23 protein-coding genes are annotated in these 26,949 nt (G+C 50.6%); 11 read left to right on the forward strand and 12 right to left on the reverse strand.

The window, feature by feature from the left end:
• Nucleotides 1-40: 40 nt before the first annotated feature.
• Genes galE through lon form a run of 6 tightly spaced genes read right to left on the reverse strand, consistent with a single transcriptional unit; the run spans nucleotide 41 to nucleotide 8,079 of the window.
• A complete protein-coding gene (gene galE, locus BLR73_RS01520; RefSeq protein WP_013063716.1) occupies nucleotides 41-1,081 on the reverse strand; it encodes a UDP-glucose 4-epimerase GalE in 1,041 nt (346 codons plus the stop codon).
• An 11-nt stretch (nucleotides 1,082-1,092) separates the two neighbouring features.
• A complete protein-coding gene (ispE, locus tag BLR73_RS01525; RefSeq protein ID WP_091858185.1) occupies nucleotides 1,093-1,926 on the reverse strand; it encodes a 4-(cytidine 5'-diphospho)-2-C-methyl-D-erythritol kinase in 834 nt (277 codons plus the stop codon).
• Nucleotides 1,927-1,946: 20 nt separating this feature from the next.
• On the reverse strand, nucleotides 1,947-3,302 hold the full coding sequence (locus BLR73_RS01530) for a DEAD/DEAH box helicase (protein WP_091858188.1): 1,356 nt from the start codon (nucleotides 3,300-3,302) through the stop codon (nucleotides 1,947-1,949).
• Complete coding sequence (locus BLR73_RS01535; protein ID WP_091858191.1) at nucleotides 3,302-4,483, reverse strand: LptF/LptG family permease; 1,182 nt, start codon at nucleotides 4,481-4,483, stop codon at nucleotides 3,302-3,304. Before BLR73_RS01535 ends, BLR73_RS01530 begins: the two co-directional genes overlap by 1 nt.
• On the reverse strand, nucleotides 4,480-5,622 hold the full coding sequence (gene tgt, locus BLR73_RS01540) for a tRNA guanosine(34) transglycosylase Tgt (protein WP_013065073.1): 1,143 nt from the start codon (nucleotides 5,620-5,622) through the stop codon (nucleotides 4,480-4,482). Before tgt ends, BLR73_RS01535 begins: the two co-directional genes overlap by 4 nt.
• Nucleotides 5,623-8,079: an endopeptidase La gene (lon, locus tag BLR73_RS01545; protein WP_073042425.1), complete on the reverse strand. Its 2,457-nt coding sequence runs from the start codon at nucleotides 8,077-8,079 to the stop codon at nucleotides 5,623-5,625.
• 102 nt (nucleotides 8,080-8,181) lie between these two features.
• Here lon and BLR73_RS01550 point away from each other — a divergent pair, with 102 nt between their 5' ends.
• The gene (locus BLR73_RS01550; RefSeq protein ID WP_091858194.1) at nucleotides 8,182-8,892 is read left to right on the forward strand and encodes a tRNA1(Val) (adenine(37)-N6)-methyltransferase; all 711 of its coding nucleotides are present in this window, start codon (nucleotides 8,182-8,184) and stop codon (nucleotides 8,890-8,892) included.
• Between the two features lie 269 nt (nucleotides 8,893-9,161).
• On the opposite strand, the gene BLR73_RS01555 is transcribed toward BLR73_RS01550, so the two are convergent.
• Nucleotides 9,162-9,545 carry a DUF3127 domain-containing protein gene (locus BLR73_RS01555; protein ID WP_033150841.1) on the reverse strand — a complete coding sequence of 128 codons (384 nt, stop codon included), beginning with the start codon at nucleotides 9,543-9,545 and terminating at the stop codon, nucleotides 9,162-9,164.
• A 167-nt stretch (nucleotides 9,546-9,712) separates the two neighbouring features.
• On the opposite strand from BLR73_RS01555, the gene dnaN reads away from it, so the two are divergent.
• Genes dnaN through BLR73_RS01580 form a run of 5 tightly spaced genes read left to right on the forward strand, consistent with a single transcriptional unit; the run spans nucleotide 9,713 to nucleotide 16,025 of the window.
• Nucleotides 9,713-10,837, forward strand: a complete 1,125-nt coding sequence (gene dnaN / locus BLR73_RS01560) for a DNA polymerase III subunit beta (RefSeq protein ID WP_013064994.1) — start codon at nucleotides 9,713-9,715, stop codon at nucleotides 10,835-10,837.
• An 18-nt stretch (nucleotides 10,838-10,855) separates the two neighbouring features.
• Nucleotides 10,856-11,713, forward strand: coding sequence for a 3'-5' exonuclease (locus BLR73_RS01565; protein ID WP_033150840.1), 858 nt, complete (start codon nucleotides 10,856-10,858; stop codon nucleotides 11,711-11,713).
• The gene (locus BLR73_RS01570; RefSeq protein ID WP_073042418.1) at nucleotides 11,710-12,615 is read left to right on the forward strand and encodes a type IX secretion system protein PorD; all 906 of its coding nucleotides are present in this window, start codon (nucleotides 11,710-11,712) and stop codon (nucleotides 12,613-12,615) included. The genes BLR73_RS01565 and BLR73_RS01570 overlap by 4 nt, the downstream gene beginning before the upstream one ends.
• Nucleotides 12,616-12,653: 38 nt before the next feature.
• The gene (recN, locus tag BLR73_RS01575; protein ID WP_091858197.1) at nucleotides 12,654-14,312 is read left to right on the forward strand and encodes a DNA repair protein RecN; all 1,659 of its coding nucleotides are present in this window, start codon (nucleotides 12,654-12,656) and stop codon (nucleotides 14,310-14,312) included.
• A 51-nt stretch (nucleotides 14,313-14,363) separates the two neighbouring features.
• Nucleotides 14,364-16,025: a serine protease gene (locus BLR73_RS01580; protein WP_073042413.1), complete on the forward strand. Its 1,662-nt coding sequence runs from the start codon at nucleotides 14,364-14,366 to the stop codon at nucleotides 16,023-16,025.
• 3 nt (nucleotides 16,026-16,028) lie between these two features.
• On the opposite strand, the gene dnaB is transcribed toward BLR73_RS01580, so the two are convergent.
• From dnaB to BLR73_RS01595, 3 genes are read right to left on the reverse strand one after another with little or no spacing between them, the layout of a single operon-like run.
• A complete protein-coding gene (gene dnaB / locus BLR73_RS01585; protein WP_013065678.1) occupies nucleotides 16,029-17,537 on the reverse strand; it encodes a replicative DNA helicase in 1,509 nt (502 codons plus the stop codon).
• A 36-nt stretch (nucleotides 17,538-17,573) separates the two neighbouring features.
• On the reverse strand, nucleotides 17,574-18,188 hold the full coding sequence (locus BLR73_RS01590; RefSeq protein ID WP_013063344.1) for a trimeric intracellular cation channel family protein: 615 nt from the start codon (nucleotides 18,186-18,188) through the stop codon (nucleotides 17,574-17,576).
• A gap of 7 nt (nucleotides 18,189-18,195) precedes the next feature.
• A complete protein-coding gene (locus BLR73_RS01595) occupies nucleotides 18,196-19,470 on the reverse strand; it encodes a replication-associated recombination protein A (RefSeq protein WP_013064723.1) in 1,275 nt (424 codons plus the stop codon).
• 109 nt (nucleotides 19,471-19,579) lie between these two features.
• On the opposite strand from BLR73_RS01595, the gene BLR73_RS01600 reads away from it, so the two are divergent.
• Genes BLR73_RS01600 through BLR73_RS01610 form a run of 3 tightly spaced genes read left to right on the forward strand, consistent with a single transcriptional unit; the run spans nucleotide 19,580 to nucleotide 23,296 of the window.
• Nucleotides 19,580-20,404: a hypothetical protein gene (locus tag BLR73_RS01600; protein WP_049769076.1), complete on the forward strand. Its 825-nt coding sequence runs from the start codon at nucleotides 19,580-19,582 to the stop codon at nucleotides 20,402-20,404.
• A 45-nt stretch (nucleotides 20,405-20,449) separates the two neighbouring features.
• Nucleotides 20,450-22,639 carry a sodium-translocating pyrophosphatase gene (locus BLR73_RS01605; protein ID WP_091858200.1) on the forward strand — a complete coding sequence of 730 codons (2,190 nt, stop codon included), beginning with the start codon at nucleotides 20,450-20,452 and terminating at the stop codon, nucleotides 22,637-22,639.
• A gap of 9 nt (nucleotides 22,640-22,648) precedes the next feature.
• The gene (locus BLR73_RS01610) at nucleotides 22,649-23,296 is read left to right on the forward strand and encodes a M15 family metallopeptidase (protein WP_091858203.1); all 648 of its coding nucleotides are present in this window, start codon (nucleotides 22,649-22,651) and stop codon (nucleotides 23,294-23,296) included.
• Here the strand turns inward: BLR73_RS01610 and BLR73_RS01615 are convergent.
• Nucleotides 23,283-24,227 (reverse strand): D-alanyl-D-alanine carboxypeptidase family protein, encoded by a 945-nt coding sequence (locus tag BLR73_RS01615; RefSeq protein ID WP_074832535.1) that lies wholly within the window; start codon nucleotides 24,225-24,227, stop codon nucleotides 23,283-23,285. The genes BLR73_RS01610 and BLR73_RS01615 overlap by 14 nt on opposite strands.
• A 103-nt stretch (nucleotides 24,228-24,330) precedes the next feature.
• Between BLR73_RS01615 and ruvC the strand changes: the two genes are divergently transcribed.
• Nucleotides 24,331-24,900 carry a crossover junction endodeoxyribonuclease RuvC gene (gene ruvC, locus BLR73_RS01620; RefSeq protein WP_013064900.1) on the forward strand — a complete coding sequence of 190 codons (570 nt, stop codon included), beginning with the start codon at nucleotides 24,331-24,333 and terminating at the stop codon, nucleotides 24,898-24,900.
• The gene (locus tag BLR73_RS01625; protein ID WP_091858206.1) at nucleotides 24,897-26,333 is read left to right on the forward strand and encodes an ATP-binding cassette domain-containing protein; all 1,437 of its coding nucleotides are present in this window, start codon (nucleotides 24,897-24,899) and stop codon (nucleotides 26,331-26,333) included. The genes ruvC and BLR73_RS01625 overlap by 4 nt, the downstream gene beginning before the upstream one ends.
• Before the next feature lie 12 nt (nucleotides 26,334-26,345).
• On the opposite strand, the gene BLR73_RS01630 is transcribed toward BLR73_RS01625, so the two are convergent.
• Nucleotides 26,346-26,945, reverse strand: coding sequence for a Crp/Fnr family transcriptional regulator (locus BLR73_RS01630; RefSeq protein ID WP_033150833.1), 600 nt, complete (start codon nucleotides 26,943-26,945; stop codon nucleotides 26,346-26,348).
• Between the last annotated feature and the right edge of the window lie 4 nt (nucleotides 26,946-26,949).

Below are 26,949 nucleotides of genomic sequence, written 5' to 3' on the forward strand. Positions count from 1 at the left end.
AAAAGGAAGAACACTGATGTTCTTCCTTTGGATCTTGACGTTACTGGATGCCGCGCTCGCGGAGCTGCTGCTGCCAGCGCCATGCGGTGCGCAGGATTTCCTCGGTAGGCGTCTCGGCCTTCCAGCCAAGTACCTTGTTGGCCTTGTCGACATTACCCCAAACCTGCTCGATATCGCCCTCGCGACGTGGAGCGTAGGTCCAGTTAACCTTTACGCCAGTGGCCTTCTCGAAGCCCTCTACAACCTCGAGGGTAGAAAGACCCTTACCGGTACCGATGTTGAATACCTCGACAGCCTCGCACTCTGGCTTATCAAGCACGCGCTCCATAGCCTTTACGTGAGCCTTAGCCAGGTCAACTACATAGATATAGTCGCGGATACAGGTCTTATCAGGTGTGTTATAGTCGTTACCGAAGATCTTCAGCTGCTCGCGGATACCCATGGCAGTCTGTGTAACGAAAGGAATGAGGTTCATGGGCACACCGTTAGGCAGCTCGCCGATGAGTGCTGATGGGTGGGCACCAATGGGGTTGAAGTAACGCAGGATAATGCTCTTGATAGGTGCACCAGAGTGGATGTAATCCTGTATAATCTCTTCGTTTACCTGCTTGGTGTTGCCGTAAGGACTCATAGCCTTCTGGATAGGAGCGTTCTCGGTAACAGGCAGGTTCTCGGGTGAAGGCTGACCGTAAACGGTGCAGCTTGATGAGAAGATGATACCCTTGACATCGTACTTAGGCATGAGCTCCAGCAGGTTGATGAGCGATGTGAGGTTATTGCGATAGTACATCAGTGGCTTCTCAACGCTCTCACCCACAGCCTTCGAGGCTGCAAAGTGGATGATACCCTCGATCTTGGGGTACTTCTTAAACACGCCCTCGAGGGCCTCCATGTCGCAGCAGTCAACCTTCTCAAAAGCAGGACGAATGCCGGTAATCTTCTCGATACCATCCACTACATTTGCGTTTGAGTTCGACAGGTTGTCGATGATAACAACTTCGTAGCCTGCTTCCTGCAGCTCTACAGTGGTGTGACTGCCGATAAAACCGGTTCCACCAGTAACAAGGATTGTTTGTTTCATAATGTTTTAAATTATATTGATATAGTTGTAATAAATGTTCCCTCCTGAGCGAACTCATCGAGATGAAGCGGCTGCTTTGACAGGGCAAACAGGGTAGAGCCCGAACCCGACATGGCAGCATAGGTGGCACCCAGCTGATACAGGCGATCCTTAACGGCACCTAACTCGGGATGCACAGCAAACACGCTGTCCTCGAAATCGTTAGTTAGTTTGCCACGCCACTCTTCAACGGGTAACTGTACTACCTCCTTACAGTTAAACTCGGGGTAGTGGGGTTTTATGAGCGCAAAGGCCTCGCGGGTAGAAACCGGAATGTCTGGTCGAACCAACGAGAGATACCAGCCTGATAATGAGAGCTGTATGGGCTGCAGCTTTTCGCCGATACCCTCGGCATAGCAAGGCTTGTTGAGGATAAAGAAGGCGCAGTCGGCCCCCAGACGGGCGGCATACTGTATCATCTGCTCATCGCTCAGCCCCAGGTTAAACATCTTGTTAAGCAGCGTAATCATAAAGCCGCAATCGCTCGATCCGCCACCCATACCAGCCTGCGTGGGGATACCTTTATACAGGTGCGCGTGCACGCGAGGCATATCAGGAAAATCCTGCTTCAACAGGTTGTAGGCACGAACCACCAGGTTGCGCTGCTCGTCGCCATCGATATGGATGTTCGACACCTTCAGGTCGCAATCATACTGCGAGGGAAACTCGGCGCCCATCTCCTGCACATCGAGTGCATCGAGCAGGGGCACGGGGAAGAACACCGTCTGCAGGTTGTGATAACCATCAGCACGCTTCTCGACAACGTTCAGACCGAGATTGATCTTTGCTATAGGAAATGTTATCATTAAAGATTAAACATTAAAGATTAAACATTATTTTTAGGGGCTTTGGGCTTACCTTGTGGTTTGCCTTGGCCTTGGGGCTTTCCTTGGCCCTGCTTGCCTTGGCCCTGCTTGCCTTGGCCCTTGCCTTTGCCAGTGCCGTGGCCTTTGCCACCACCACCATGGCCACCATGACCCTTAGAGTGCCAGCGACCGTTGCGGCGACTGGTGGGTTTCTTTTCGCGTTTCTTGTATTCGGGAGCCTCGCCCAAGCCTTCGGGCAGGGGCAGCTTCTCTACTTCCTTACCTAAGAAGTGCTCGATACTCTGGAAGCGGTACATGTCATCATCGCTCACAAAAGTGATGGCCTCGCCATCGCGATCGGCACGGGCGGTACGACCGATACGGTGTACGTAATCCTCGCTATCAGAAGGCACATCGTAGTTGATAACCAGTCGGATATCGTCGATATCGATACCACGGGCCACAATATCGGTAGCCACCAGCACATCGGTCTGTCCGGCCTTAAAACGATACATAGCCTCATCGCGCTCGGCCTGCGAGAGGTCGGAGTGCATCTGGTCGCAGTTAATGTGCATCGACTTCAGCTTGCGGGTAACCTCCTTTACACGCTCTTTCTTACCTGAGAAGATGATGACGCGCTGCAGGTCGCCTTTCTTAAAGATGTCCTGAATAATCTTAAGCTTCTGTGGCTCATAGCACACGTAAGCCATCTGGTGAATCTTCTCAGCGGGCTTTGATACGGCAATCTGTATCTCAACGGGGTTGTGCAGCAGCTGTACGGCCAGCTCACGGATCTTCTTTGGCATGGTGGCCGAGAACATGATGCGCTGACAGCTGGCAGGCAACTCCTTTACAATCTTCATGATATCCTCGATAAAGCCCATATCCAGCATGCGGTCGGCCTCATCGAGCACAAAGAACGAGCAACGAGAGAGGTCGAGATTACCCACCTTGAGGTGACTGAGCAGTCGGCCTGGTGTGGCAATCAGCACATCGGCACCCATACGCATCGAGCGCAGCTCCTGATCGTAGCGGTTACCATCGTTACCACCGTAAACAGCCACGCTGCTCACATCATCCAGATAGTAGCCAAAGCCCTGCATGGCCTGGTCGATCTGCTGTGCCAGCTCGCGGGTTGGCGACATGATGACGGCGTTGATGGCATCCTTAGGATAGTCGCCATCGTCGAGTTCTGAAAGGATTGGCAGCAGGTAGGCTGCAGTTTTTCCGGTACCAGTCTGGGCCACACCCAGTACATCGTATCCATCCAGAATCTCAGGTATACACTGCTCCTGGATGGGTGTCATATCTTCGAAGTGCATGTCGTACAGCGCATCGAGAATATTATCGTTCAAATATGTTTCTTCAAATTTCATTAATTCGGGGCTTGTCTGTAGCAGAAGTATGCTATGATTACATATAATAAGTTAGGTATCCATGCAGCCAACAGCGCAGGCGTGTCGGCATTGATGGCAAAGGTGGCACTGATAGTCTGCAGCAGGATGTAACCGAACGACAGGGCCAGACCTATACCCAGGTACATACCCATGCCGCCCTTACGCTTGCGACTTGACAGCGACACACCAATCATGGTGAGGATAAACGATGCAAACGAGGTGGCTATGCGCTTGTGGTACTCAACCTCGTACTGCACCACGTTAACCGATCCGCGCTCAACCTGCTTCGAGATATAATCGCTCAGTTCGGTAGAGGTAAGGGTTTCCTGCTGACCTTTCGAGAACACCAGGTCCATAGGCTCCATCTGTATCAGGGTATCGATAACGGCACCCGATTCGATCTCCTCGCGCAGGCCCTTCAGCGTACGTATCTTATAGCTCTGAGCCTTCCAGTGGTAACGGCTGTCGCTGATAGAATCGTAGCGGATAACCGAAGCCGTCATGTGGCTCACCAGCTTCTTGTTCTCGAACTTATCGAGCGAGAAACCGTAACCCGTCTTGGTCACATCGTCGTACTGCTGCAGATAGGCAATCACACCCGGCTGCACCATCAGCTGCACGTTGCTGGCCGAAAGGTTACGCTCCTTGTTCTTGTACTTGGCCTCGAAATCCATCTTAACCTGGTTGCCCTTAGGAATCACATAGCCACCCAGATAAAAGTTAACGGCAGCAATCAATGCCGCCGATACCATATAAGGGCGCAACAGGCGCTTAAAGCTTACACCGGCTGCCAGCATGGCTATAATCTCGCTATTGCCCGCCAGCTTACTGGTAAAGAAGATGACGGCAATAAACACAAACAACGGTGAGAACAGGTTAGCGAAGTAGGGCACAAAGTTGGCGTAGTAATCAAATACAATCGCCTTGAGCGGTGCGTTATAGGTAGAGAACTTAGCCAGGTTCTCGTTCACATCAAACACTATCGAGATAGAGATGATGAGGATAATCGAGAAGATGTAAGTACCAATAAACTTGGCTATGATGTAGCGGTCGAGCCTTTTAAGGTAGCTGAACGGATTCAGCACCTTGAGGCATCTCAGGCATTTAAGCCAGCGCAGCCATCGCAGCCAATGTTTTATCTTACGAAATGCTTCTTTCATCGTCTTCTTCCTAATTGATCGATAACCGAACGTTTCCACTGTACAAAGTCGCCTGCAATGATGTGCTGTCGGGCGTCGCCCACCAAGCGCAGATAGAATGCCAGGTTATGAATCGAGGCTATCTGCATGGCCAGCAGCTCCTGAGCCTTGAACAGGTGGTGCAGGTAGGCCTTGCTATGTATGCGGTCGATCTCGCAGCCATCTGGATCGATAGGCGAGAAGTCGTTCTCCCATTTCTTGTTACGCATGTTCATCGTACCCTCGTAGGTAAAGAGCATGGCGTTACGACCGTTACGGGTAGGCATTACGCAGTCGAACATATCCACACCGCGCTCGATACCCTCCAGAATGTTCTGAGGTGTACCAACACCCATCAGGTAACGTGGACGATCCTTAGGCAGAATCTCGTTAACCACCTCGATCATCTCGTACATCACCTCGGTAGGCTCGCCCACGGCCAGTCCACCAATCGAGGCACCACCGCCGTCGTTCAGCTTGGCCAGCACATCGCACACGTGCTTGGCAGCATCCTGGCGCAGGTCCTTATAGGTACAGCCCTGCACGATGGGGAACAACGTCTGGTTGTAGCCATACAGGGGCTCGGTTTCGTTAAAACGCTTTACGCAGCGCTCCAGCCATCGCTGGGTGAGTCGCAAGCTGTTCTCGGCATACTTATAGTCGCTCTGTCCCGGTGGACACTCGTCGAACGCCATCATGATATCGGCACCAATCACACGCTCGGTGTCCATCACGTTCTCGGGGGTAAAAATATGCTTCGAACCATCGATATGACTACGGAACTCACAACCTTCCTCACGAAGCTTACGAATGCCTGTCAATGAAAACACCTGGAAACCACCCGAATCGGTAAGGATAGGGCGATCCCAAGTATTAAACTTATGCAAACCGCCAGCCTGGCGCAGAATGTCGAGACCGGGACGCAGATACAGGTGATAGGTGTTACCAAGGATAATCTGTGCCTTAACCTGCTCGCGCAGTTCGCTAAAGTGCACACCCTTTACGCTACCTACTGTGCCCACAGGCATGAAGATAGGGGTCTGGATCTGTCCGTGATCGGTGGTAATCAATCCCGCACGGGCGTCGCTGGCTGCATCGGTATGTTGTACTTCAAACTTCATTTATTTCTTTTCTTTTTCTTCGGGAATGGTGAAATCAAGCGGATTCTTTACAACCTCATCGGTGAGGGCAAAATCCCATACATCCTGCACGTTCTCCACATAGTGGAAGTTAACGCCCTTCAGGTACATATCAGGAATCTCCAGGATATCCTTCTCGTTCTCCTGACACATCACAATATCGGTGATACCGGCACGCTTAGCGGCCAGAATCTTCTCCTTAATACCACCCACGGGCAGCACTTTTCCGCGCAGGGTAATCTCACCGGTCATAGCGGTGTTCTTACGCACCTTACGCTGGGTGAGGGCAGAGGCGATAGAAGTGGCGATGGTGATACCTGCCGAAGGACCGTCCTTAGGTGTAGCACCCTCGGGTACATGGATGTGGATGTTCCAGTTGTCGAACACACGGTAGTCGATGTTGAGCGTCTCGGCATGGGCCTTTACGTACTCAACAGCCAGGATGGCCGACTCCTTCATCACATCGCCCAGGTTACCGGTAAGTGTGAGCTTAGAGCCCTTGCCCTTTGAGAGCGAGGTTTCGATAAACAGAATCTCGCCGCCAACCGCAGTCCAGGCCAGACCAGTTACCACACCGGCATAATCGTTGCCCTGGTAGATATCGCGATAGAATGGTGGCTTGCCAAGCAGTCCCTCCAACTCGTTGGGGGTAATCTTCTTGTACTCAGCACCGTCCTCAATCTGACGCTTGAAGGCAATTTTACGCAGGGCCTTGTTAATCTGCTTCTCGAGCTGGCGCACACCGCTCTCACGGGTATAACGCTCAATAATCATCTCGATGGCAGCCTTATTGAACGAAGGCTTCAGGCTTGAATTGATATTCAAACCGGTATTATCCAGCTCGCGTGGTATCAAGTGACGCTTTGCGATTTCAATCTTTTCCTCTGTGATATAGCCACTTACATCGATAACCTCCATACGGTCGAGTAGGGGACGAGGAATAGTGCTCAGGTTGTTGGCTGTTGCGATGAACAGTACCTTAGAGAGGTCGTAATCCACATCCAGATAGTTATCGTGGAAGGCATTGTTCTGCTCAGGATCGAGCACCTCGAGCAGGGCCGATGCAGGGTCGCCGTTATGGGTATTCTGTGTTACCTTGTCGATCTCGTCGAGAATAAACACAGGGTTGCTAGAGCCAGCCTTCTGGATGCTCTTGATGATACGTCCGGGCATGGCACCGATGTAGGTACGACGGTGACCGCGAATCTCAGCCTCGTCGTGTACACCACCAAGCGAAACACGTACATACTTACGCTTCATGGCAGCGGCAATCGACTTACCCAGCGATGTCTTACCAACGCCTGGAGGGCCATACAGACACAGGATAGGCGATTTCAGATCGCCACGCAGGGCCAGCACAGCCATGTACTCAAGGATACGCTCCTTAACCTTCTCCATACCGTAGTGGTCCTTATCCAGAATACGCTTGGCACGCTTCAGGTTCAGGTCGTCAACGGTATATTCGCCCCAAGGCAGGTTTACCAGTGTCTGCAGGTAAGTAAGCTGCACGTTATACTCAGGACTCTGTGGGTTCAGGTTATCCAGCTTATCGCACTCCTTACGGAAATACTTGGCCATCTCGTACTTCCACATCTTGTAGCGGCCTTTGGTAAGCAGCTCGTGCTTCTCAGGCGACTCACCGTTACCCATCTCGGCCTGCATATTCTTAATCTGCTGCTGCAGGAAGTAGTTACGCTGCTGCTCGTCGATATCCTCACGGGTCTTGTTACGGATATCAGCCTTCAGGTTCTGCAGGTTAATCTCGCGGTTCAGCATCTTCATGGTGGTAAACAGGCGCTCCTTTACGAGACCGATTTCCAGCAGTTTCTGCTTCTCCTTGTAGTTGAACGGCATGTTGGTGCATACAAAGTTGAGCATCATCACCGTGTTCGAGATATTCTTGATAGCAAAGCTGGCCTCGTCGGGGATCTCATCCGATACCGTAACGTATTTGCTAACCATATCGCGAAGATCGGCCACAGCCGTATTAAACTCACGATCCTTTGGGTCGGGCAGATCCTCCTCGAGAGCCGTAACATCACCCTCAAGATAAGGCGAGGTAGATACAATCTCGTTCAACTCAAAACGTCCCAGGCCCTGCAGAATGGCGGTAATATTGCCATTGGGTAGGGTGAGGAGCTTCATCACCTTGGCATAAACACCCACCTCATACAGGTCGTGTTTATCGGGATAGTCCACATCAGGATCGCGCTGGGCTACAACGCCAATTATCAAACCTTTCTTCTCAGCTTTTTCAACCAAAGCTTTGCTGGCCTGACGACCAATAAGAATCGGCGTTACCACACCGGGGAACAGAACCATATTGCGCAAAGCCAGAATGGGCACACGGTCGGGCGTGTGAACATTCAAAAAATCCTTCAAATCTCCATCTACATCAGCAATCATCTGAAATGCTGAATTGTTATTCTGATTACTCATTTTCAAATTTATTAAATCGGGGTGCAAAGTTACTAATAAAAATTAAGAAATACGTACGAAAGGGGCAAGAATTAACAAATTATTAGTAACTTTGCCGCGATTATGGCAAAAAACAGCTTTCAATTCAAACAATTCACTGTTTATCAGGACCGTTGCGCCATGAAGGTGGGTACTGATGGCACACTGCTTGGCGCATGGGCAAATGCACCCGTTGCAGCAGCACGTATTCTTGACATTGGAACGGGCACCGGACTGGTAGCCTTGATGATGGCTCAGCGCTTTCCCGAGGCGCAGGTTACAGGCATTGACATCGACGAAGATGCCGCCCAGCAAGCCCAGGAAAATGTAGTAGGTTCTCCATTTTCCGACCGGATTATGATAAATAGAGAAGATGCTACAAAAATAGACGACAAAGCAGGGTATGATGCCATCGTGTGTAATCCGCCATATTTCGTTGATTCTCTCACGTGTCCTCAGGATCAGCGCACACTGGCCCGTCACGCTGTAAGTTTAACGTACGAGAGCTTGATGCACGCTGCCAGCAAACTGCTGAAACCAGACGGCATTCTGTCGCTGGTTATTCCTGCCAATAATCAGGATAACGTAGAGTCTGCCGCAGCTTTCGAGGGATTATTCCTAACTAGAATCTGTCTGATTAAAACTACGCCCAATAAACTCCCGAAACGTCATCTCGTAGAATTCAGAAAGCATCCCGTAGAACAAGTTAATTTCGAGGAGCAAGTATTAGAATCATGCCCAGGTCAGCGCAGCGATTGGTATCATAATCTTACTAAGGATTTCTACATCAAATAATCTAACAATGCTTCAAAACTTCGATATTTTGAACCAACCTGGCCATCGGCCCGAAATATCGCAAAAATAAAGCGCCATTTCGTGCCCTAAATCATCTTTCAAATAAGGCGCCTCATTCAGGCCTCAAACGTTCCTCCAAATAGGGCATCCAATTCAAGCCATCAATTCCTCTCTCAAATCCCTATTTATCATAATGCCGATTCTCGTAAAATAAGGCGATAGTCCCCACAAACGTGAGGACTATCGCCTTATTTCTTGGAATAAATCTCTTAGAATGGCAGATCGTCAGACGAACCCTCGCTAGCGGGCTCCTGTGCTGGTGGAAATGGCGATGTAGCTGCTGAAGGAGCTGCTGCTACAGGAGCACCGGCTACAGGCTGCTGACCACGAATAACGTTGTAAGCACGTACATCGTTATACCAACGACCGTTATATTCGCGAGCATCAATATCAAACTGGATGGTAAGCTCGTCACCATTCTGAATATTGAACTGATTGATTCTGTCCTCACCAAATACGTTAAATACGCAACGCTTAGGATACTGACCAGGAACCTCCAAAACGTACTCCTGAGTCTTCCATGAGTTGCCTGTACGGGCCGAAACACCTCCGCGGGCTTCCATTACCGCAATGATTTTACCTGTTAATTCCATTATCTTTTTTGTTTTATTTTGTTGAATTTATCGTTTTCAGAGTGCGAAATTACTAAAAATAGTTTGAATAACGCACATTTCTGCTCTTTTTTTTGCTCATTACAACTTTTTTTTGTAATTTTGTAACCAATAATATAATATGTAGAATAATAAAATAACTATAAACTATGCGTTTTACATTATCAAGCACAGCACTGAGCTCTAAGCTCGTTGCACTCTCGAGAGTGATTAACAGTAAAAATGCTCTACCCATCCTGGGTGACTTTTTATTCGAGATCGAAAACAATGTTCTGCATCTGACAGCATCAGATTCAGAGAACGTGATGAAGACACAGTTGGAGCTGACCGAAAGCGATGGAAACTTCCGCTTTGCTATCGGCAATCACGACCTGCTTGAGGCCGTAAAAGGCTTCTCTGAGCAGCCCATCACATTCGACGTGGATCTGGAGCAGAATCTGGTAAAGATCACTTACCAAAACGGTTTGTTCTCTCTGCCTGTCGACAACGCCGACGAATTCCCTGTGGCACAGCCAGTTAGCGACTTTGCTAAGAGCATCGTTCTGCCTAATGCCATCCTGGCCGAGAATATCAACCGCAGCATCTTTGCTACCGCTCAGGACGAGCTTCGCCCTGTAATGAACGGTATCTACTTCGATCTTACTCCCGATCACCTGGCAGTAGTTGCTTCTGACGGACACAAGCTGGTTCGCAACAAGATATTCACCATTAAGAGCGAGGAGCCATCGGCATTTATCCTGCCTAAGAAACCCGCTAACCTGCTGAAGAACCTGCTGGGTAAAGATGGTGGCGATGTTACCATCCGCTTCGACGAGCGCAACGCCGAGGTTAACTACGGCGATGGTGTGCTGCTGTGCCGCCTGATCGAGGGTCGCTACCCCAACTATAACTCAGTAATCCCACAGAACAATCCCAACGAGGTTCGTCTGGATCGCCTGTCATTGCTGGCTGCCCTGCGCCGCGTACAGCCATTTGCTAACGATTCGAGCAACCTGGTACGCTTCCACGTTGAAGGCTCTACATTCCAGCTGGATGCCGAGGACTACGACTTCTCGAAGACCGCTACAGAGCGCATGACCTGTGAGTATAACGGTACACCAATGAGCATTGGTTTCAAGGGTAACGCCTTTATCGAGATCCTGGGCAACATCGAGTGTTCTGACGTGATTATCCAGTTGGCCGACTCAAGTCGTGCCGGTTTGGTTCTGCCTTCAGAGCAGCCTGAGAATCAGGAGGTTGTGATGCTGATGATGCCTATGCTTATTAACGACTAAAAAGCGGGAGAAGTAAAGGTGAAACTGAATTTAACTAAACCTCTGGTAATATTTGATCTGGAAACTACGGGCCTTGACTTGGTTAAGGACCGTATTATCCAGATCTCGTATATAAAAGTATATCCCGACGGACACGAAGAGCGTGGCAACGAGTTGGTAAACCCCGAAAAGCCCATCGAGCCGATGATTACCCAGCTTACAGGTATCTCGAACGACGATGTAAAGGATAAGCCCACATTCAAGCAGTTGGGCGCCGTGCTGGCCGAGAAGTTTACCGGCTGCGACTTTGCAGGCTTTAACTCAAACCACTTTGATATTCCCCTACTCGCTGAGGAATTCCTGCGTGCTGGCGTAGATTTTGATTTCAGCAAGTGCAAGATGATCGACGCACAGACCATCTTCCATAAGATGGAGCGCCGTAATCTGGCTGCTGCCTACAAGTTCTACTGCGGACGCAAGATGGAGGAAGACTTCGAAGCACACCGTGCCGACCAGGATACCGAAGCCACCTACCGTGTGCTGATGGGCGAGCTGGACAAGTATGCACCAGGTGCTAACGAGGATCCCGAGAAGGTGCTTGAGAACGATATGAACAAGTTGGCCGAATTCTCACGTGTAAACAACAACGTGGATTTTGCCGGTCGTATCGTTTGGGGCGAGATGAAGGACCGCAACGGTAACACCCTACTCGACGAACAGGGCAACCCACGCCTCACCGAGGTGTTCAACTTCGGTAAGCACAAGGGCATTCCTGTAGCCGACGTGCTGCATATCGACCCAGGCTACTACAGCTGGATTCTGTCGGGCGACTTCACGTATAACACCAAGCAAGTACTTACAAGAATTCGTCTTCGCGAGTCAAAACTTAACGGATGATCAGGAATACTTGTTTAACCATACTAGCGCTACTTGCAGTTCTTGGCGTACATGCCCAAGAGCTGCAAGTTAAGGTTAGTGTGAACCACAGTCAGATACAAGGCACCGATAACAGCGTGTTTGAGAACCTGCAGCAAACCATCGAGCAGTTTATGAACGAGCGCGCATGGACCGACCTGCAGTTTCAGAAAAACGAGCGTATCCAGTGCAACCTGAACCTGACCGTAAACAAGTATCTTCGCGATGAGAACCGCTTTGAGTGTACCGCCCTTATACAAGCCAACCGCCCTGTTTTTAATGCAGCCTATAACACTACATTATATAATAATAGGGATGCCAACTTTAACTTCGTGTTCCAGCAGTTCGACCAGTTGAACTTTGCCGAAGAGAACATCGACAACCAACTGACCGCTCTCCTAGCCTACTACGCCCTGCTGATGATTGGTTTAGACCTCGACAGCTTTGCGCCCATGGGTGGAACCGATGTGCTGCAGCGCTGCCTGGTGCTGGTAAACAACGCTCAGAACCTGGGCTTTACGGGTTGGAAATCGTTCGAGGACAACCGCAACCGCTTTGCCGTTATCAACGACTATATGGACGAAGGCATGAAGCCCTTCCGCCAGTTGCAATACGATTATTATCGCAAGGGACTGGACGAGATGACCAATAATGCCGAACGTGGCCGAACAGAAATATCGGCAGCACTCGAGAACGACCTGAAGCAGGCCCACGAAAACAAACCGCTGAGTTTGTTGCCGCAGATATGGACCGACTACAAGAAAGATGAGCTGGCCAATATCTACAAAGGTAAAGGTACACAAAAAGAGAAACAACGTATCTACGATATTCTGATGGGATTGAATGCATCCCAGAACAATAGTTGGGAAGCCATCAAACAATAACTGTCAAATCGTAAATTGTCAAATAGTAAAATAAGGCTATGCTTAAGCATTTATATATCAAGAACTTTACGCTGATCGACGAGCTGGATATCTCGCTCTACGAAGGTTTCTCGGTGATTACCGGTGAGACCGGAGCCGGAAAGAGTATTATCCTGGGCGCCATCGCCTTGCTATTAGGACAGCGTGCCGACTCGAAGACCATCAAACAGGGAGCCGAGAAATGTGTGATTGAGGCGCATTTTGATTTGTCGCGTTACAACATGCAGGCTTTCTTCGATGAGAACGATATCGAGTACGATGCCGACGACTGTATCATCCGTCGCGAACTGACAGCAGCCGGTAAGAGTCGTGCGTTTATCAACGACACGCCCGTGGCACTCTCGATGCTCAAGGAGTTAGGCGACCAGCTGATGGATGTTCACTCGCAGCACCAGAACCTGTTGCTTAACAAGCAGGACTTCCAGTTAGAGGTGGTAGATATCATTGCCGACGATGCCGCCCAGTTGGCCAAATACCAACAGACATACACTGCTTATCAGGCTGCCGAAAAGGAACTGGCAGAGCTGCAGGCAGCTATCGAGCGTAACCGCGAGAACCGCGATTTCCTGCAGTTCCAGTATGAGGAGCTGGAGAATGCGCACCTGGTTGAAGGCGAGCAGGAAGAGTTGGAACAGCGCAGCGACACGATGGAGCACTCCGAGGATATCAAGAGCGCCCTCTATACCACCGACAATGCCCTATCGGCCGATCAGAACGGTGTGATAGAACAGTTGCGCTCGTCGCTCTCGGCCTTACGCAGCATCGAGGCTGTTTATCCCGAGGTGGGCGATTTGATTCAGCGTATCGACAGCAGTTATATCGATCTGAAGGATGTGGCTCACGAAATCAGCAGCCTGTTAGAGTCGGTTGATTTCGATCCTGCCGAACTGGATCAGGTTAACAACCGCTTGGACCGCATCTACGAGTTAGAGAAGAAATACCACGTTGACGCTATCGAGGCGCTGATTGAGAAACGCGAAATGTTGCACCAGCAGCTGCAGGCCATCGAGAACGGTGACGAATCGCTCGACGAGGTAAAGGCACGCGTCAGCCAGTTGGAAGCCCAGGCCCGTAAGGAGGCCGAGGCACTTACCAAACTGCGCACCAAGGCTGCCAAGAAGATTGAGGACGAGATGCAGAAGCGCCTGGTACCACTGGGTATGCCACACGTAAGGTTCTGCATCCAACTTACCACTATCGAGCTGAGCGTAAATGGTTGCGACAGGGTTTCGTTCCTGTTCAGCGCCAACACATCTACCCCACTCCAGCCTGTCTCTCAGGTGGCTTCGGGTGGTGAGATTGCCCGTGTGATGCTGTCGCTCAAGGCGATGATCAGCGGTGCCGTGAAGCTGCCAACAATCATCTTCGACGAGATTGATACCGGTGTAAGCGGAAAGACTGCCGAGATGATGGCCCAGATTATGAAAGAGATGGGCGGTCATGGTCGCCAGGTTATCAGCATTACGCACCTGCCACAGATTGCAGCCTTAGGTTCGGTACATTATAAGGTTGAGAAGAACGAGACCGCCAATGGTACCACCAGTAAGATGCGCCAGCTTGATGCCGACGAACGTGTACGCGAGATTGCTCAGATGCTGAGTGGTAGCGACGTATCGGAAGCAGCGATACAGAATGCGAAAGCACTGCTTGGACATTAAACATTAAAGATTAAAGATTAAACATTAAAGATTAAAGATTAAACATTAGATATGAAAAAGAAAGTTTTATTGATATTACTGGCGGTGATGCCATTGCTGGCAGGTGCTCAGCCTAGCTGGGTAAAGAAAGCCACCAAGTCGGTTTTCACCCTGAAAACCTTTGCCGCTGACGGTTCGCTCATCGGCAGCAGTAATGGTTTCTTTACCAGCGCCAATGGCGACGCAGTCAGTAACTACACCCCATTCAAGGGTGCTACAAGAGCTGTAGTGATTGATGCTGCCGGTAAAGAAATGCCCGTAGTAAGCATCGTAGGTGTAAACGACATGTACGATGTAGTTAAGTTCCGTGTAAGCGGTAAAACCCAGCCTCTGGCCATCAGCAGCGCTTCGGCCACTGTAGGCAGTCAGGCTTGGCTGTTGCCTTATCACGAGGTAAAGAACGTGCCAGCAGGTACCGTTCGTAAGGCTGAGACCTTCCAGGGCGAGTACGATTACTATACCGTAGCACTCACCATGCCCGCCAACACCGTTAGCTGTCCGCTGATTAACCAGATGGGCGAAGTAATCGGTATGATGCAGCAGCCCGCTACCGATAAGGATACTCTCAACTATGCCGTAAGCGCCCGCTTTGCCGATTCGCTGAAGATTTCGGGCTTTGGTATGAACGAGGCTAGTCTGCAGGAGACCAAGATTAAGAAGGAGCTTCCGGATAACATCAAGGAGGCTGTTCTGGCACTCTACATGGCCCAGACACAGCAGGATTCTGCCGCTTATGCAGCCCTGATCGAGGACTTTATCCATAAGTTCCCCAACGCTGCCGATGGTTATATGTACCGTGCCCAGCTTGAGGCTGGTGCCAACGATTTTGCCGCTGCCGACCGCGATATGGAGATGGCCATCAAGAACGCTCAGCAGAAGGATGATGCGCATTACAACTATGCCCGACTGATCTACAACAAGAATATTTTCCAGACTGATGCGCCTTACGATAAGTGGACACTGGATAAGGCACTCGAAGAGGTTCGTACCGCCAACGCCGTTAACCCACAGCTGATGTATCGTCAGACTGAGGCTAACATCCTGTTTGCCCAGAAGAAATATGCCGAGGCCTACGATATCTACAACGAGCTCTCGAGCACCAACATGAAGAGTGCCGAGCTGTACTTCAGCGCTGCCCGTTGCAAGGAGATGCTGAAGGATACCACCTCGATGCTGGCTCTGATGGATAGCGCTATGAACATGTACAGCAAACCCTATCTGAAGGAGGCCGCTCCTTATCTGTGGTCGCGTGCCCAAGCCCGTTTGCAGGCTAAGAAGTTCCGCGAGGCTATCGCCGATATGAACGATTACGAGGAGCTGATGAAGGCCAACGTCAACGATAACTTCTACTACATCCGTCACCAGGCCGAAATCGAAGGTCGTTTGTATCAGCAGGCACTCAACGATATCACCCGCGCCATCGTTATGAATCCTAAGGAGACACTATATTACGCCGAGAAGGCCTCGCTCGAAATCCGTGTGGGTCTTTACGACAATGCGATTGCCACCGCCAAGGAGAGCCTGAGCGTTGATGCTAACGACAGCGACGGTTACCTGTTCTTAGGTGTGGCCCAGTGCCTGAAGGGCAACAAGAAAGAGGGAATACAAAACCTGCAGAAAGCCAAGGAAATGGGCAATCTGCAGGCAGATAACTTGATTGAGAAATACAAATAACCGTTAGAAAGGTAACGGTTCGTTTGGATCTGACGGAGGCAACGGTGGGTTGTCTCCGTTTATTTTTGATCCCAATATCTCGCCGCCTCCCATTGGGGCACGGTTCTCGATAGCTTTATCCTCGGGATTCTCGAAACGGGTGTACTCACCACGGAAGGTAAGCAGCACGTCGCCCGTAGCACCCTTACGGTGTTTAGCAATAATAATCTGCGCCATACCATGCAGGTCGCGTCCGTTATCATCCTGATAGATATGATAGTACTCAGGACGGTGTACGAACAGTACCATGTCGGCATCCTGCTCGATGGCTCCCGACTCACGCAGGTCGCTCAGCTGTGGGCGCTTTCCTTCCAATCCCTCACGGCTCTCAACACCACGGTTCAGCTGACTCAGTGCCAGGATGGGAATATTCAACTCCTTAGCCAAACCCTTGAGCGAACGAGAGATGGTTGACACCTCTTCCTGTCGGCTGCTGAATCGCATACCGTTGGCATTCATCAGCTGCAGGTAGTCGATCATAATCAGCTTCACACCATGCTCACGAACCAGTCGACGGGCCTTGGTACGCAACTCGAATACCGAAAGACCTGGGGTATCGTCGATATACAGCGGTGCACCCAGCAGTTTATTGATATTTTTATCCAGTCGCTCCCACTCGTCACGTTGCAGCTGTCCGTTCAGAATCTTCGAACCCTGAATCTCACAGGCATTCGAGATTAATCGGTTAACCAGCTGAACGTTCGACATCTCTAATGAGAAGAAAGCCATAGGTGTACGGATATCGGCGGCAATATTCTTGGCCATCGAGAGGGCAAACGATGTCTTACCCATCGCAGGACGTCCGGCGATAATCACCAAGTCGGAAGCCTGCCAACCACTGGTCAGGTCATCGAGCTTAAAGTAACCGGTTGAAACACCCGTCAAACCGTCGGTGTTCTTAGCGGCATCCTGGATACCCTTTACAGCCAGCGAGATAACGGGGTCGATCGAGGTATAGTCCTTCTTCATGTTGTGCTGCGACAACTCGAAGAGCGAACCCTCGGCCTCCTGCATCAGGTCCTCAACATCAATCGTCTCGTCGAAAGCCTTGGTCTGAATCATGCTCGAGAACGAGATGAGCTGACGGGCCAGCGACTTCTGGGCGATGATATTGGCGTGATACTCGATATTGGCCGATGATACCACGTTAGAGCTCAGCTCGGCCACATAACCGGGACCGCCCACCTGCTCCAGATTTCCCGACTTAGCCAACTGATCGGTAACCGTCAGGATATCAACTGGTTTCTCCTCCATACTCAAGTCGCGTATGGCGGCATAAACCATCTGGTTACGAGGCTCGTAGAAGCTCTCAGGACGCAGAATCTCGCACACTACCGCGTAGGCATCCTTATCAATCATCAGCGCACCCAGCACAGCCTTCTCAATCTCCAGAGCCTGTGGCTGAAGGTGTCCGTAGGTAGGATCTACGGGCTGGTTACTACTCTTTCTTCGTCTATTTGTTTGTTCTGCCATCTTATTTATTTGACAATTTGACTATTTACTATTTTTCTATTTTTCCTTTAATACGGGGAGTGAAAGGTGATAGCGTACAGCCAGGAAGCGAATCAGGCAGGTAACGATAAAGCTTACCACCGCGCTTATTTCGGCAGCTACACCCAGTTCGGCAAGTCCCCAATAGGCCACACCGCCTATCACACACGCCATCGCATATATCTCCTTATGGAATATCACGGGCTCGTTGTTCAGCAACACATCACGAATCACACCACCAGCCGAACCGGTGATACAGCCCATGATGATAGCCACCCAGAAAGGCTGATCGAAGGCTAAACTCTTCTGGATTCCGGCAATCGTAAAGAGTGCCAAACCCAAGGTATCGAACACAAACCAAGCGTTCTTCAAGGGCTCCATCCATTTGCCGAAGAGCACCACCGTAAGCAGCGCTACTGCCGTACAAATCAGATAGATAGCGTTGGTCATCCAGAATGGTGTGGTGCCTAACATCACATCGCGGATGGTACCGCCGCCGATAGCCACAGCCACACCGCACACATAACCGCCAAACCAGTCGAAGCGCTTAGCAGCAGCATGCCTGATGCCGGATATTGCAAAGGCAAATGTGCCTAATAACTCTATTAACTTGATAATCAATTCCTGATCCATATTCATTTTAGTCTTCGTATCTTTTTCCCCAATAGTTCACCATGCGCTGGTATAATTTCTCTTCGGTAGGATTATGCTGCCCGTGCCAGATGCGTTCGTCTTGCAGCGCATCGGGCATATACTGCTGCGGTGTAAAATGCCCCGCAAAGTCGTGCGGATACTTATAGCCGTCGTGATAGCCCAGATCCTTCATCAACTGTGTGGGCGCATTACGGATGGGCAGCGGCACTGGCTGATTACCCGTTCGGCGCACCAGGTCGAGCGCAGCATCCACGCCCAGATAAGCACTGTTACTCTTTGGCGATGTGGCCAGATAAACCGTAGCTTCGGCCAAAGGTATTCTACCCTCGGGCCAACCTATCTTCATCACCGCATCAAACGCGGCATTAGCCAGCAACAAGGCATTTGGATTGGCCAAACCTATATCTTCAGAAGCGCTGATCACCAGTCGACGGGCGATGAACTGCGGGTCCTCGCCGCCCTCAATCATACGTGCCAGCCAATACAAGGCGGCATCAGGATCGGAGCCTCGGATACTCTTGATAAACGCCGAGATGATATCGTAGTGCATCTCGCCATCCTTATCGTAAGCCAACGGATTCTGCTGCAGTCGGTTCACCACCTTCTCGTCGGTAATCACCACTTCATCCCCTGCTTCAGCTTCAACCACCAACTCTAAGATATTCAACAACTTACGAGCATCACCTCCGCTATATCTCAGCATCGCGCTGGTTTCCTGTAGTACGATGTTTCGCTCCTTCAGAATCGCATCGGTATGGATGGCGCGCTCCAGCAGTTTCTGCAGATCGTCCTTCTGTAACGACTTGAGCACATAGAGCTGACAACGCGACAGCAACGGACGTATCACCTCGAACGACGGGTTCTCGGTGGTAGCACCAATCAGGGTTACGATACCCTTCTCTACAGCCCCCAGCAGCGAGTCCTGCTGCGACTTTGAGAAACGGTGTATCTCGTCTATAAATAATATAGGTGATGCCTCGTTGAAGAACCTGCCCTTCTGAGCGCGCTCAATCACCTCGCGCACATCCTTCACACCACTCGTTACAGCCGAGAGCGTGTAGAAGGGTGTTTCTAACTTGTGGGCGATAATCTGGGCCAGGGTGGTTTTACCCACTCCAGGAGGGCCCCAAAGGATAAACGAAGGTATGCGTCCTGCGTCGATCATTTTACGCAGAACAGCTCCCTCACCCACCAGATGTTCTTGTCCGATATACTCATCTAAAGTGCGTGGACGCAGTCTTTCAGCTAATGGTTGTGCCATATTCGGGCACAAAGTTACGCTAAATTGCGATAATTACAAAAAATTATGGCCAAAAACTTGCGAATAAAAAATAAAGTGGTTACATTTGCACAAAAATTAGTAGAATAATATGGCAAGAACAAAACAACAACAACCGGAAAGTAATCCGTCATTATCAATTAAGAGTGTAACCAAGAGTAGTGTTTGGGACATCCAGGAGAATGATGTCTTCCGTATGTGGGAGGCCGCTTGCAAGGATGCCGAAGTAAAGGAAAACGTAAAGCACTATATCCAGATCTTTAAGAGTGCCTTCTTTATCGAGGATCTTCGCGACGATTCTGCCCCTATCCGCAAGAGCTACGAAGGTCGTGGTTATAAAGTGGCCACTATTAAGTTCGACGATAACATGAAATTCATCTGGGCCATCAAGAAGCGCCCCATCAGTCGTGTCACCGATTTAACTTACGAGAATATCCGTCACATCTCAGCAACCCAGTTGCTTGAGGTTATCGACCGCAACTTTGGTGGCGGTTGGGATTCGCTCTCACAGTCGATTCAGGACATTATCCAGAGCGGTTTCGATATCTCTACCACTACCCTGCCTAAGGACCGCTTGCACAAGAAAGGCGGCATGTACGACAAGAAGGTTGAGGATGGCTACGAGGTACTCGAGGTGCCCAAAGGTGGCTGGGTTGAGGCTATCTTTGCTAAGTTGAAGCCCGAGGAGATCAAGCTGCGCATGCAGTTGCGTAACGGCGAGGACGACGACTTTGATGAGGACGACGACTCTGACGTAATCGTTGAGGACAACTACAGCTCACATGACGAGGAAGATGAGGAGGTAGATGGACCAAACGACGAGGATATCACCGAGGACAACTACTCAACAATGATGGACCTTGGCGACGACTCTGACGAGGAGAGCTCTGAGCTCATCGATTTCTCTGAGGAATAATAAGTGCGCGTTCACTTAACAACAACCCAATAAAACTAAAACCTAATTATGATGATTCCTCAAGTATTCTGGCTGGTGCCCATCGCATCGATCGTGGCATTAGGCATGGCGTACTATTTCTTCACTCAGATGATGAAAGCCGATGAAGGTACGCCACGAATGAAAGAAATTGCGCTCTATGTGCGCAAAGGTGCTATGGCCTATCTAAAGCAGCAGTACAAAGTAGTAGGCATTGTGTTTGCGGTGCTCTGCGTGCTGTTTGCCTTTATGGCCTACGGACTGAATGTTCAGAACCCCTGGGTACCGTTTGCCTTCCTTACAGGCGGCTTCTTCTCGGGTCTGGCAGGTTTCTTTGGCATGAAGACAGCAACCTATGCTTCGGCGCGCACCGCAAATGCCGCCCGCGAGAGTCTGGATGCTGGTTTAAAGATTGCCTTCCGTTCGGGAGCTGTTATGGGACTCACCGTAGTTGGTCTTGGTTTGCTTGATATAGCCATCTGGTTCGTAGTGCTTAACCACTTCGATGCCGATGGCTTAATTTCTATCACCACAACGATGCTTACCTTTGGTATGGGTGCTTCAACCCAGGCGCTGTTTGCGCGTGTGGGTGGTGGTATCTACACCAAGGCTGCCGACGTAGGTGCCGATATCGTAGGTAAGGTTGAGGCCGATATCCCTGAGGACGATCCGCGCAACCCCGCTACCATTGCCGATAACGTAGGCGATAACGTGGGCGACGTGGCTGGTATGGGTGCCGACCTGTACGAGAGCTATTGCGGCTCGGTACTCTCTACTGCCGCACTGGGTGCAGCTGCCTTTGGTGTGGCTGGCTTGGAGATTCAGCTCAAGGCGGTTATCGCTCCTATGCTGATTGCTGCCGTAGGCGTGTTCCTCTCGCTGCTGGGCATCTTCCTGGTTCGTACCAAGGAGGGCGCTACCATGAAGGATCTGTTACGTTCGCTCTCGGTGGGCACCAACGTAAGTGCCATCCTGATTGCCGCCGCTACCTTCTGCATCCTGTATCTGCTGGATATCCAGAACTGGCTGGGCCTTTCGTTCTCGGTTATCGCAGGTTTGGCAGCAGGCGTTATCATCGGTCAGGCTACCGAGTATTACACCTCGCACAGCTACAAGCCTACCCAGAAGATTTCGGAAGCCGGACAGACAGGTGCCGCAACGGTTATCATCAAGGGTATCGGTACAGGTATGATTTCTACCTGCATCCCCGTTATCACCATTGGTGTAGCCATCATGCTCAGCTATCTGTGCGCTAACGGATTCGACCTCTCTATGTCGTCAGAATCACTGGCTCATGGTCTTTACGGTATCGGTATCGCTGCCGTGGGCATGCTCTCTACACTGGGCATCACCCTGGCTACCGACGCTTACGGACCTATTGCCGATAACGCAGGCGGAAACGCAGAGATGTCGAGCTTAGGCGAAGAGGTTCGTCACCGTACCGACGCGCTCGATGCACTGGGTAACACCACTGCTGCCACCGGTAAGGGCTTTGCCATCGGTTCGGCTGCACTCACCGCTTTGGCGCTGCTGGCATCTTATATCGAAGAAATAAAGATTGCGATGACCCGCGCTGGCGTGATGATGGAGAACGTAAAGGGCGAGCTGATTTCGGCTGCCGATGCCAATATCCCCGACTTCATGAACTTCTTCCAGGTAAACCTGATGAACCCCAAGGTGATTGTGGGCGCCTTTGTTGGTGCGATGGCCGCCTTTCTGTTCTGCGGTATGACGATGGAGGCTGTGGGTCGTGCTGCCGAGAAAATGGTGCAGGAAGTTCGTCGTCAGTTCCGCGAGATAGCAGGTATCCTCGAAGGTACAGGCACGCCCGATTACGGTCGTTGTGTTGAAATCTCTACCCGTGCTGCTCAGCACGAGATGGTTATCCCATCCGTTCTGGCCATCCTTATCCCTATCATCGTAGGCTGCGTGCTGGGTGTTGCCGGCGTGCTCGGACTGCTGGTAGGCGGACTGGCTGGCGGCTTTACCTTGGCCGTATTCATGGCTAATGCCGGTGGCGCTTGGGATAATGCTAAGAAGAATATCGAAGAGGGCGCCTTTGGTGGTAAGGGCTCGTTTGCCCATAAGGCCTGTATCGTAGGCGATACCGTTGGCGATCCCTTCAAGGATACCAGTGGTCCGTCGCTCAACATCCTGATCAAGCTTATGTCGATGGTCAGCATTGTGATGGCGGGACTCACCGTAGCATTTATGTAACACGTAAAAATGAAGCAACTACTCACAACATTCGTATTCTGGCTTTGCTGCACTTTAGGTGCGCAAAGCCAGATTTTCACCTCTACAGCTATTCCCGATAGCGTATGGCAAACCATGCAGGGCAAAACCTGGCACGATAATCCTTACATCAAGCGTAGCGACTTGCGCTACCTGAGGATTTCGCATGTAGATTTGGAAGGACGCACCCATGTGGGCGAGATGATTTGTAACAAGCTGATAGCCGATAAGCTGTTGACCATATTCCGCGAGCTGTACAAGGCCCACTACCCCATCCAGCAGATGCGCCTGCCCGATGTGTACGATGCCGACGACGAGCGCCAGATGCGTGCCAACAACACCAGCTGTTTCTGTTATCGCAACATCTCAGGTTCCAAGAACCTGTCGAAACATGCCCGTGGCTTGGCCGTAGATATCAATACGCTATACAACCCCTACGTACGCTATAGCAAAAAAGATGGCAGCCAGATTGTAGAACCTGCAACTGCCAAGAAGTATGTTAACCGCGCGGCTGATTTCCCGTACAAGATTACCCGTAACGATTTGTGTTACAAACTATTCACAAAATACGGCTTTAGCTGGGGCGGTGCATGGAAAAACAAAAAGGATTACCAGCACTTTGAGTTTATTGGGCGTTGATGCGCTGGGTGTAAGCATCCATCACACGGAACCCATAATCCAGTAATGCGGCCGATTCGGTGAATCGTGTCGCATGTCGTCTGCTGTTCAGCAACACCAGATACAGCGTGTGTCCGTTGCGGGTAGCCGATGAGGCCAGACAGTAACCAGCCTGACGCGTATAACCCGTTTTAATGCCGATACAGCCCTCGTAAGTGTGCAGCAGGGCATTTGAGTTCCTACAGTCCATATGGCGCCCATCGGTCAGCGGGACGGCTTTCTCGGCGGTGCCCACAATGCTGGCAAACATGGTGTCGCGCATGGCGTAACGGGCCAGCTTTACCAAGTCGGCAGCGCTACTGAAGTTATTATCGTTAGGCATACCGTTAGGGTTGGCAAAGTGCGTGCTGTCCATCCCTAAATACTGCGCCTTCTGGTTCATCAGGTCGTAGAATCGCAGCGTGTCGCCACCCACATGCTTGGCCAGCGCGTAGGCTGCATCGTTATCGCTTATCATCATCATCTCGTAAATCAGGTCTAACATCACGTAGCCCTGTCCCAATCGTACACGCGAATCGCGATTGATAAACACATCCTCGGTGATATCGATACTGTCGCTCAGATTACCCTTCTCAAGCGCAATCAGGGCGGTCATCATCTTGGTGATCGAGGCCATATAGCGACGCTCAAAACCACATTTCTCGCTAATCACAATGCCCGTAGAGTCATCTACCAGCATCCACGCATCAGCGGTGAGCGAATCCAGCTTGGTGCGACCCTCAATCGAGTCGGGATTCAGTACCGCACGCAGCGAAGTGGTATCGATTCTGCTTATTTTTTCCAGTCGCATCTGCTCTGGTGTGAGCTCTATTTTCTCGTCGCCCCTACCAAAACGACACGATGCCAGCACCACTGCCAGCATCATTGTTATAGTGATATATCTCTTTTTCATTGGTATATTCTTACAGTTTTTACTATTTTTGCCCGCAAAGGTACACATTTTTTCGATAAAATAGCCATTTTCCGAACAATTTTAGTTAACTTTGCACTCGGAAATGGAAAAGATCATACTTGGGATTGACCCCGGAACCAATTTAATGGGTTACGGACTGCTGAAGGTGGTGGATGGAAAGGCGCAGATGATGACGATGGGTGTTATCGATTTGCGCAAGTTTCCTGATGCCTATCTCAAGCTGGGTCATATCTTCGAACGTGTTACCGGCATCATCGATGGGTTCCTACCCGACGAGATGGCTATCGAGGCCCCGTTCTTTGGTAAGAACGTGCAGTCGATGCTGAAGCTGGGACGTGCTCAGGGCACTGCGATAGCTGCTGCTGTGCACCACGGCGTTCCCATACACGAGTATGCCCCCATGAAAATCAAGATGGCGCTTACCGGTAATGGTGGTGCCTCGAAAGAACAGGTGGCAGGTATGTTACAACGCCTGCTGAAGATTCCCAACGACGAGATGGGTAAGTATATGGACGCTACTGATGCGCTTGCTGCTGCCTATTGCCATTTCCTGCAGATGGGGCGCCCCGAAAGCGACGTAAAATACCGTGGCTGGAAGGATTTCATCAACAAGAACCAGGATAAAGTATCTAAGAGAAAAGAGAAAGCATGAAGACGATTGAACTAAAGAATGCAACCGCACGTAAGCCAGAATGGCGTTTGGCCGAGCCTGTAAACTTCCACCTCGACAAGGGCGAGCACGTGGCTATTGTGGGCCGTAACGGCGGCGGTAAGAGTATGTTGGTAGATATGATTACCGGCAAGCATCCCGTATACCCCGACCAGATAAGCTATTCGTTCACCGAACCATATAACAACTTGAAACACATTACGTTCCGTGATACCTACGGTGGTGACAACGATCGTACATACTTTCTGCAGCAGCGTTGGAACCAGATGGAGATCGACGAGGAAACACCTACCGTTGGCAGCAAGCTCGAAGAGGCTTTCCTGCTGTCGGGCCCCGACACCCCAAAGCGTCGTGACTTCCAGAAGCATCTGTACGAGTTGTTCCACCTTAACGAACTGCTCGACAAATATATTATCCTGCTGAGTAGCGGCGAACTGCGCAAATACAAGTTGGCATCAAACCTGTTTACCAAACCCAAGGTGCTGATTATCGAGAACCCGTTTATCGGTCTTGATGCCGAGACCCGCGACCAGGTAAAACAGCTGCTCACCACGCTGGCTGCCGAACAGGACATGCAGATGATTTTAGTGCTCTCGAAGATGGACGAGATACCCGAGTTTGTAAACCGTGTAATTAAAATGGTTGATCTGCGCTTTGTGCAGGACATCCAGGTAAAGACCAGCTTCCCCATCGAGCACTGTCCGCACGCCATTCTCCTGAAAAAGCCTGAGGTAATTCCCCCAATGCCACAGGAAATTATCAAGTTCAACAACGTTACCATCCAATACGGCGAGCGTACCATCCTGAAGGATTTGAACTGGGTGGTGCTCAAAGGCGAGCACTGGTCGCTGTCGGGTCAGAACGGTGCCGGTAAATCTACCCTACTCTCGCTGGTTTGTGCCGATAATCCTCAGGCTTATGCCAATGATATCTCACTGTTTGGCCACAGGCGTGGCAGCGGCGAGAGTATCTGGGATATCAAGAAACATATCGGTTACATTTCGCCCGAGATGCACCGCAGCTATAAGCAGAACATCCCCGCCATACAGATTGTGGCCAGCGGCCTGAAAGATACCGTAGGCCTGTATGCCCGCCCCACCAAGCAGGAAAAGGATTTGTGTATTGAGTGGATGAACCTGTTTGGCATTAAGCACCTGGCCGACCGCAAGTTCCTTGAGATGTCGAGCGGCGAACAGCGCCTGGTACTGCTGGCACGTGCCTTTGTAAAGAGTCCCGACCTGTTGATTCTCGACGAGCCCCTACACGGTTTGGATCTGTGCAACCGCAATCTGGTTAAGACGATTGTGGACCGTTATATGTTCGAGAATCCCGAGCGCACGCTCATCTACGTAACACATTACGAAAATGAGTTACCAAAATGTATTGATAACTCATTGTATTTAACTAAGCATTAATTTATAACTTACTTATTTTTCCATCAGAGCCGCTGTACGCACACGCGACAGTGTCTCTGGTGTCATCTGCAGGTAGCTGGCGATATATACCAGCGGTGCACGCAGTACCAGCTGTGGCTGATTCTTTACCAGCTTCTGGTAGCGGTCCTGTGCACTCTCAAAGCGCAGCATATCAGCGTGGTGCTGACTCAGGATAAGGCTCTCCTCCAGAATCTTACGATACAGAATCTGGATGTTCACGCTCTTCATAGCCACAGCCTCCAGGTCAGCCTTAGGCAGCGCAATCAGGATAGTAGGTTCCAGGGCCTTGATCTGCAACTGCGAAGGCTGCTCACGGAACAAGCTCTCGATACACATCACGATCGAGTTCTCGGTGGCCATATATTCGGTCAGTTCCTTGTCATTCTTGAAATAAAACTGGCGCACCAGTCCACGTACCACCCAGTAGATATTGGTACATACCTCGCCCTCCTTCAGGATGAGTTCGTTCTTAGCGAACTTCATCGGTACGAGAATGCTCTCCAGCAGGTCGAGCTCTTCGTGCGTCATTGTACTGTATCGACGGGCCAGTTCTCGTGCCACGTCTCGGGTTGTCAAGCTAACATTTGCCATAGAT

Source organism: Prevotella sp. khp1, assembly GCF_900102205.1.
GTDB lineage: Bacteria > Bacteroidota > Bacteroidia > Bacteroidales > Bacteroidaceae > Prevotella > Prevotella ruminicola.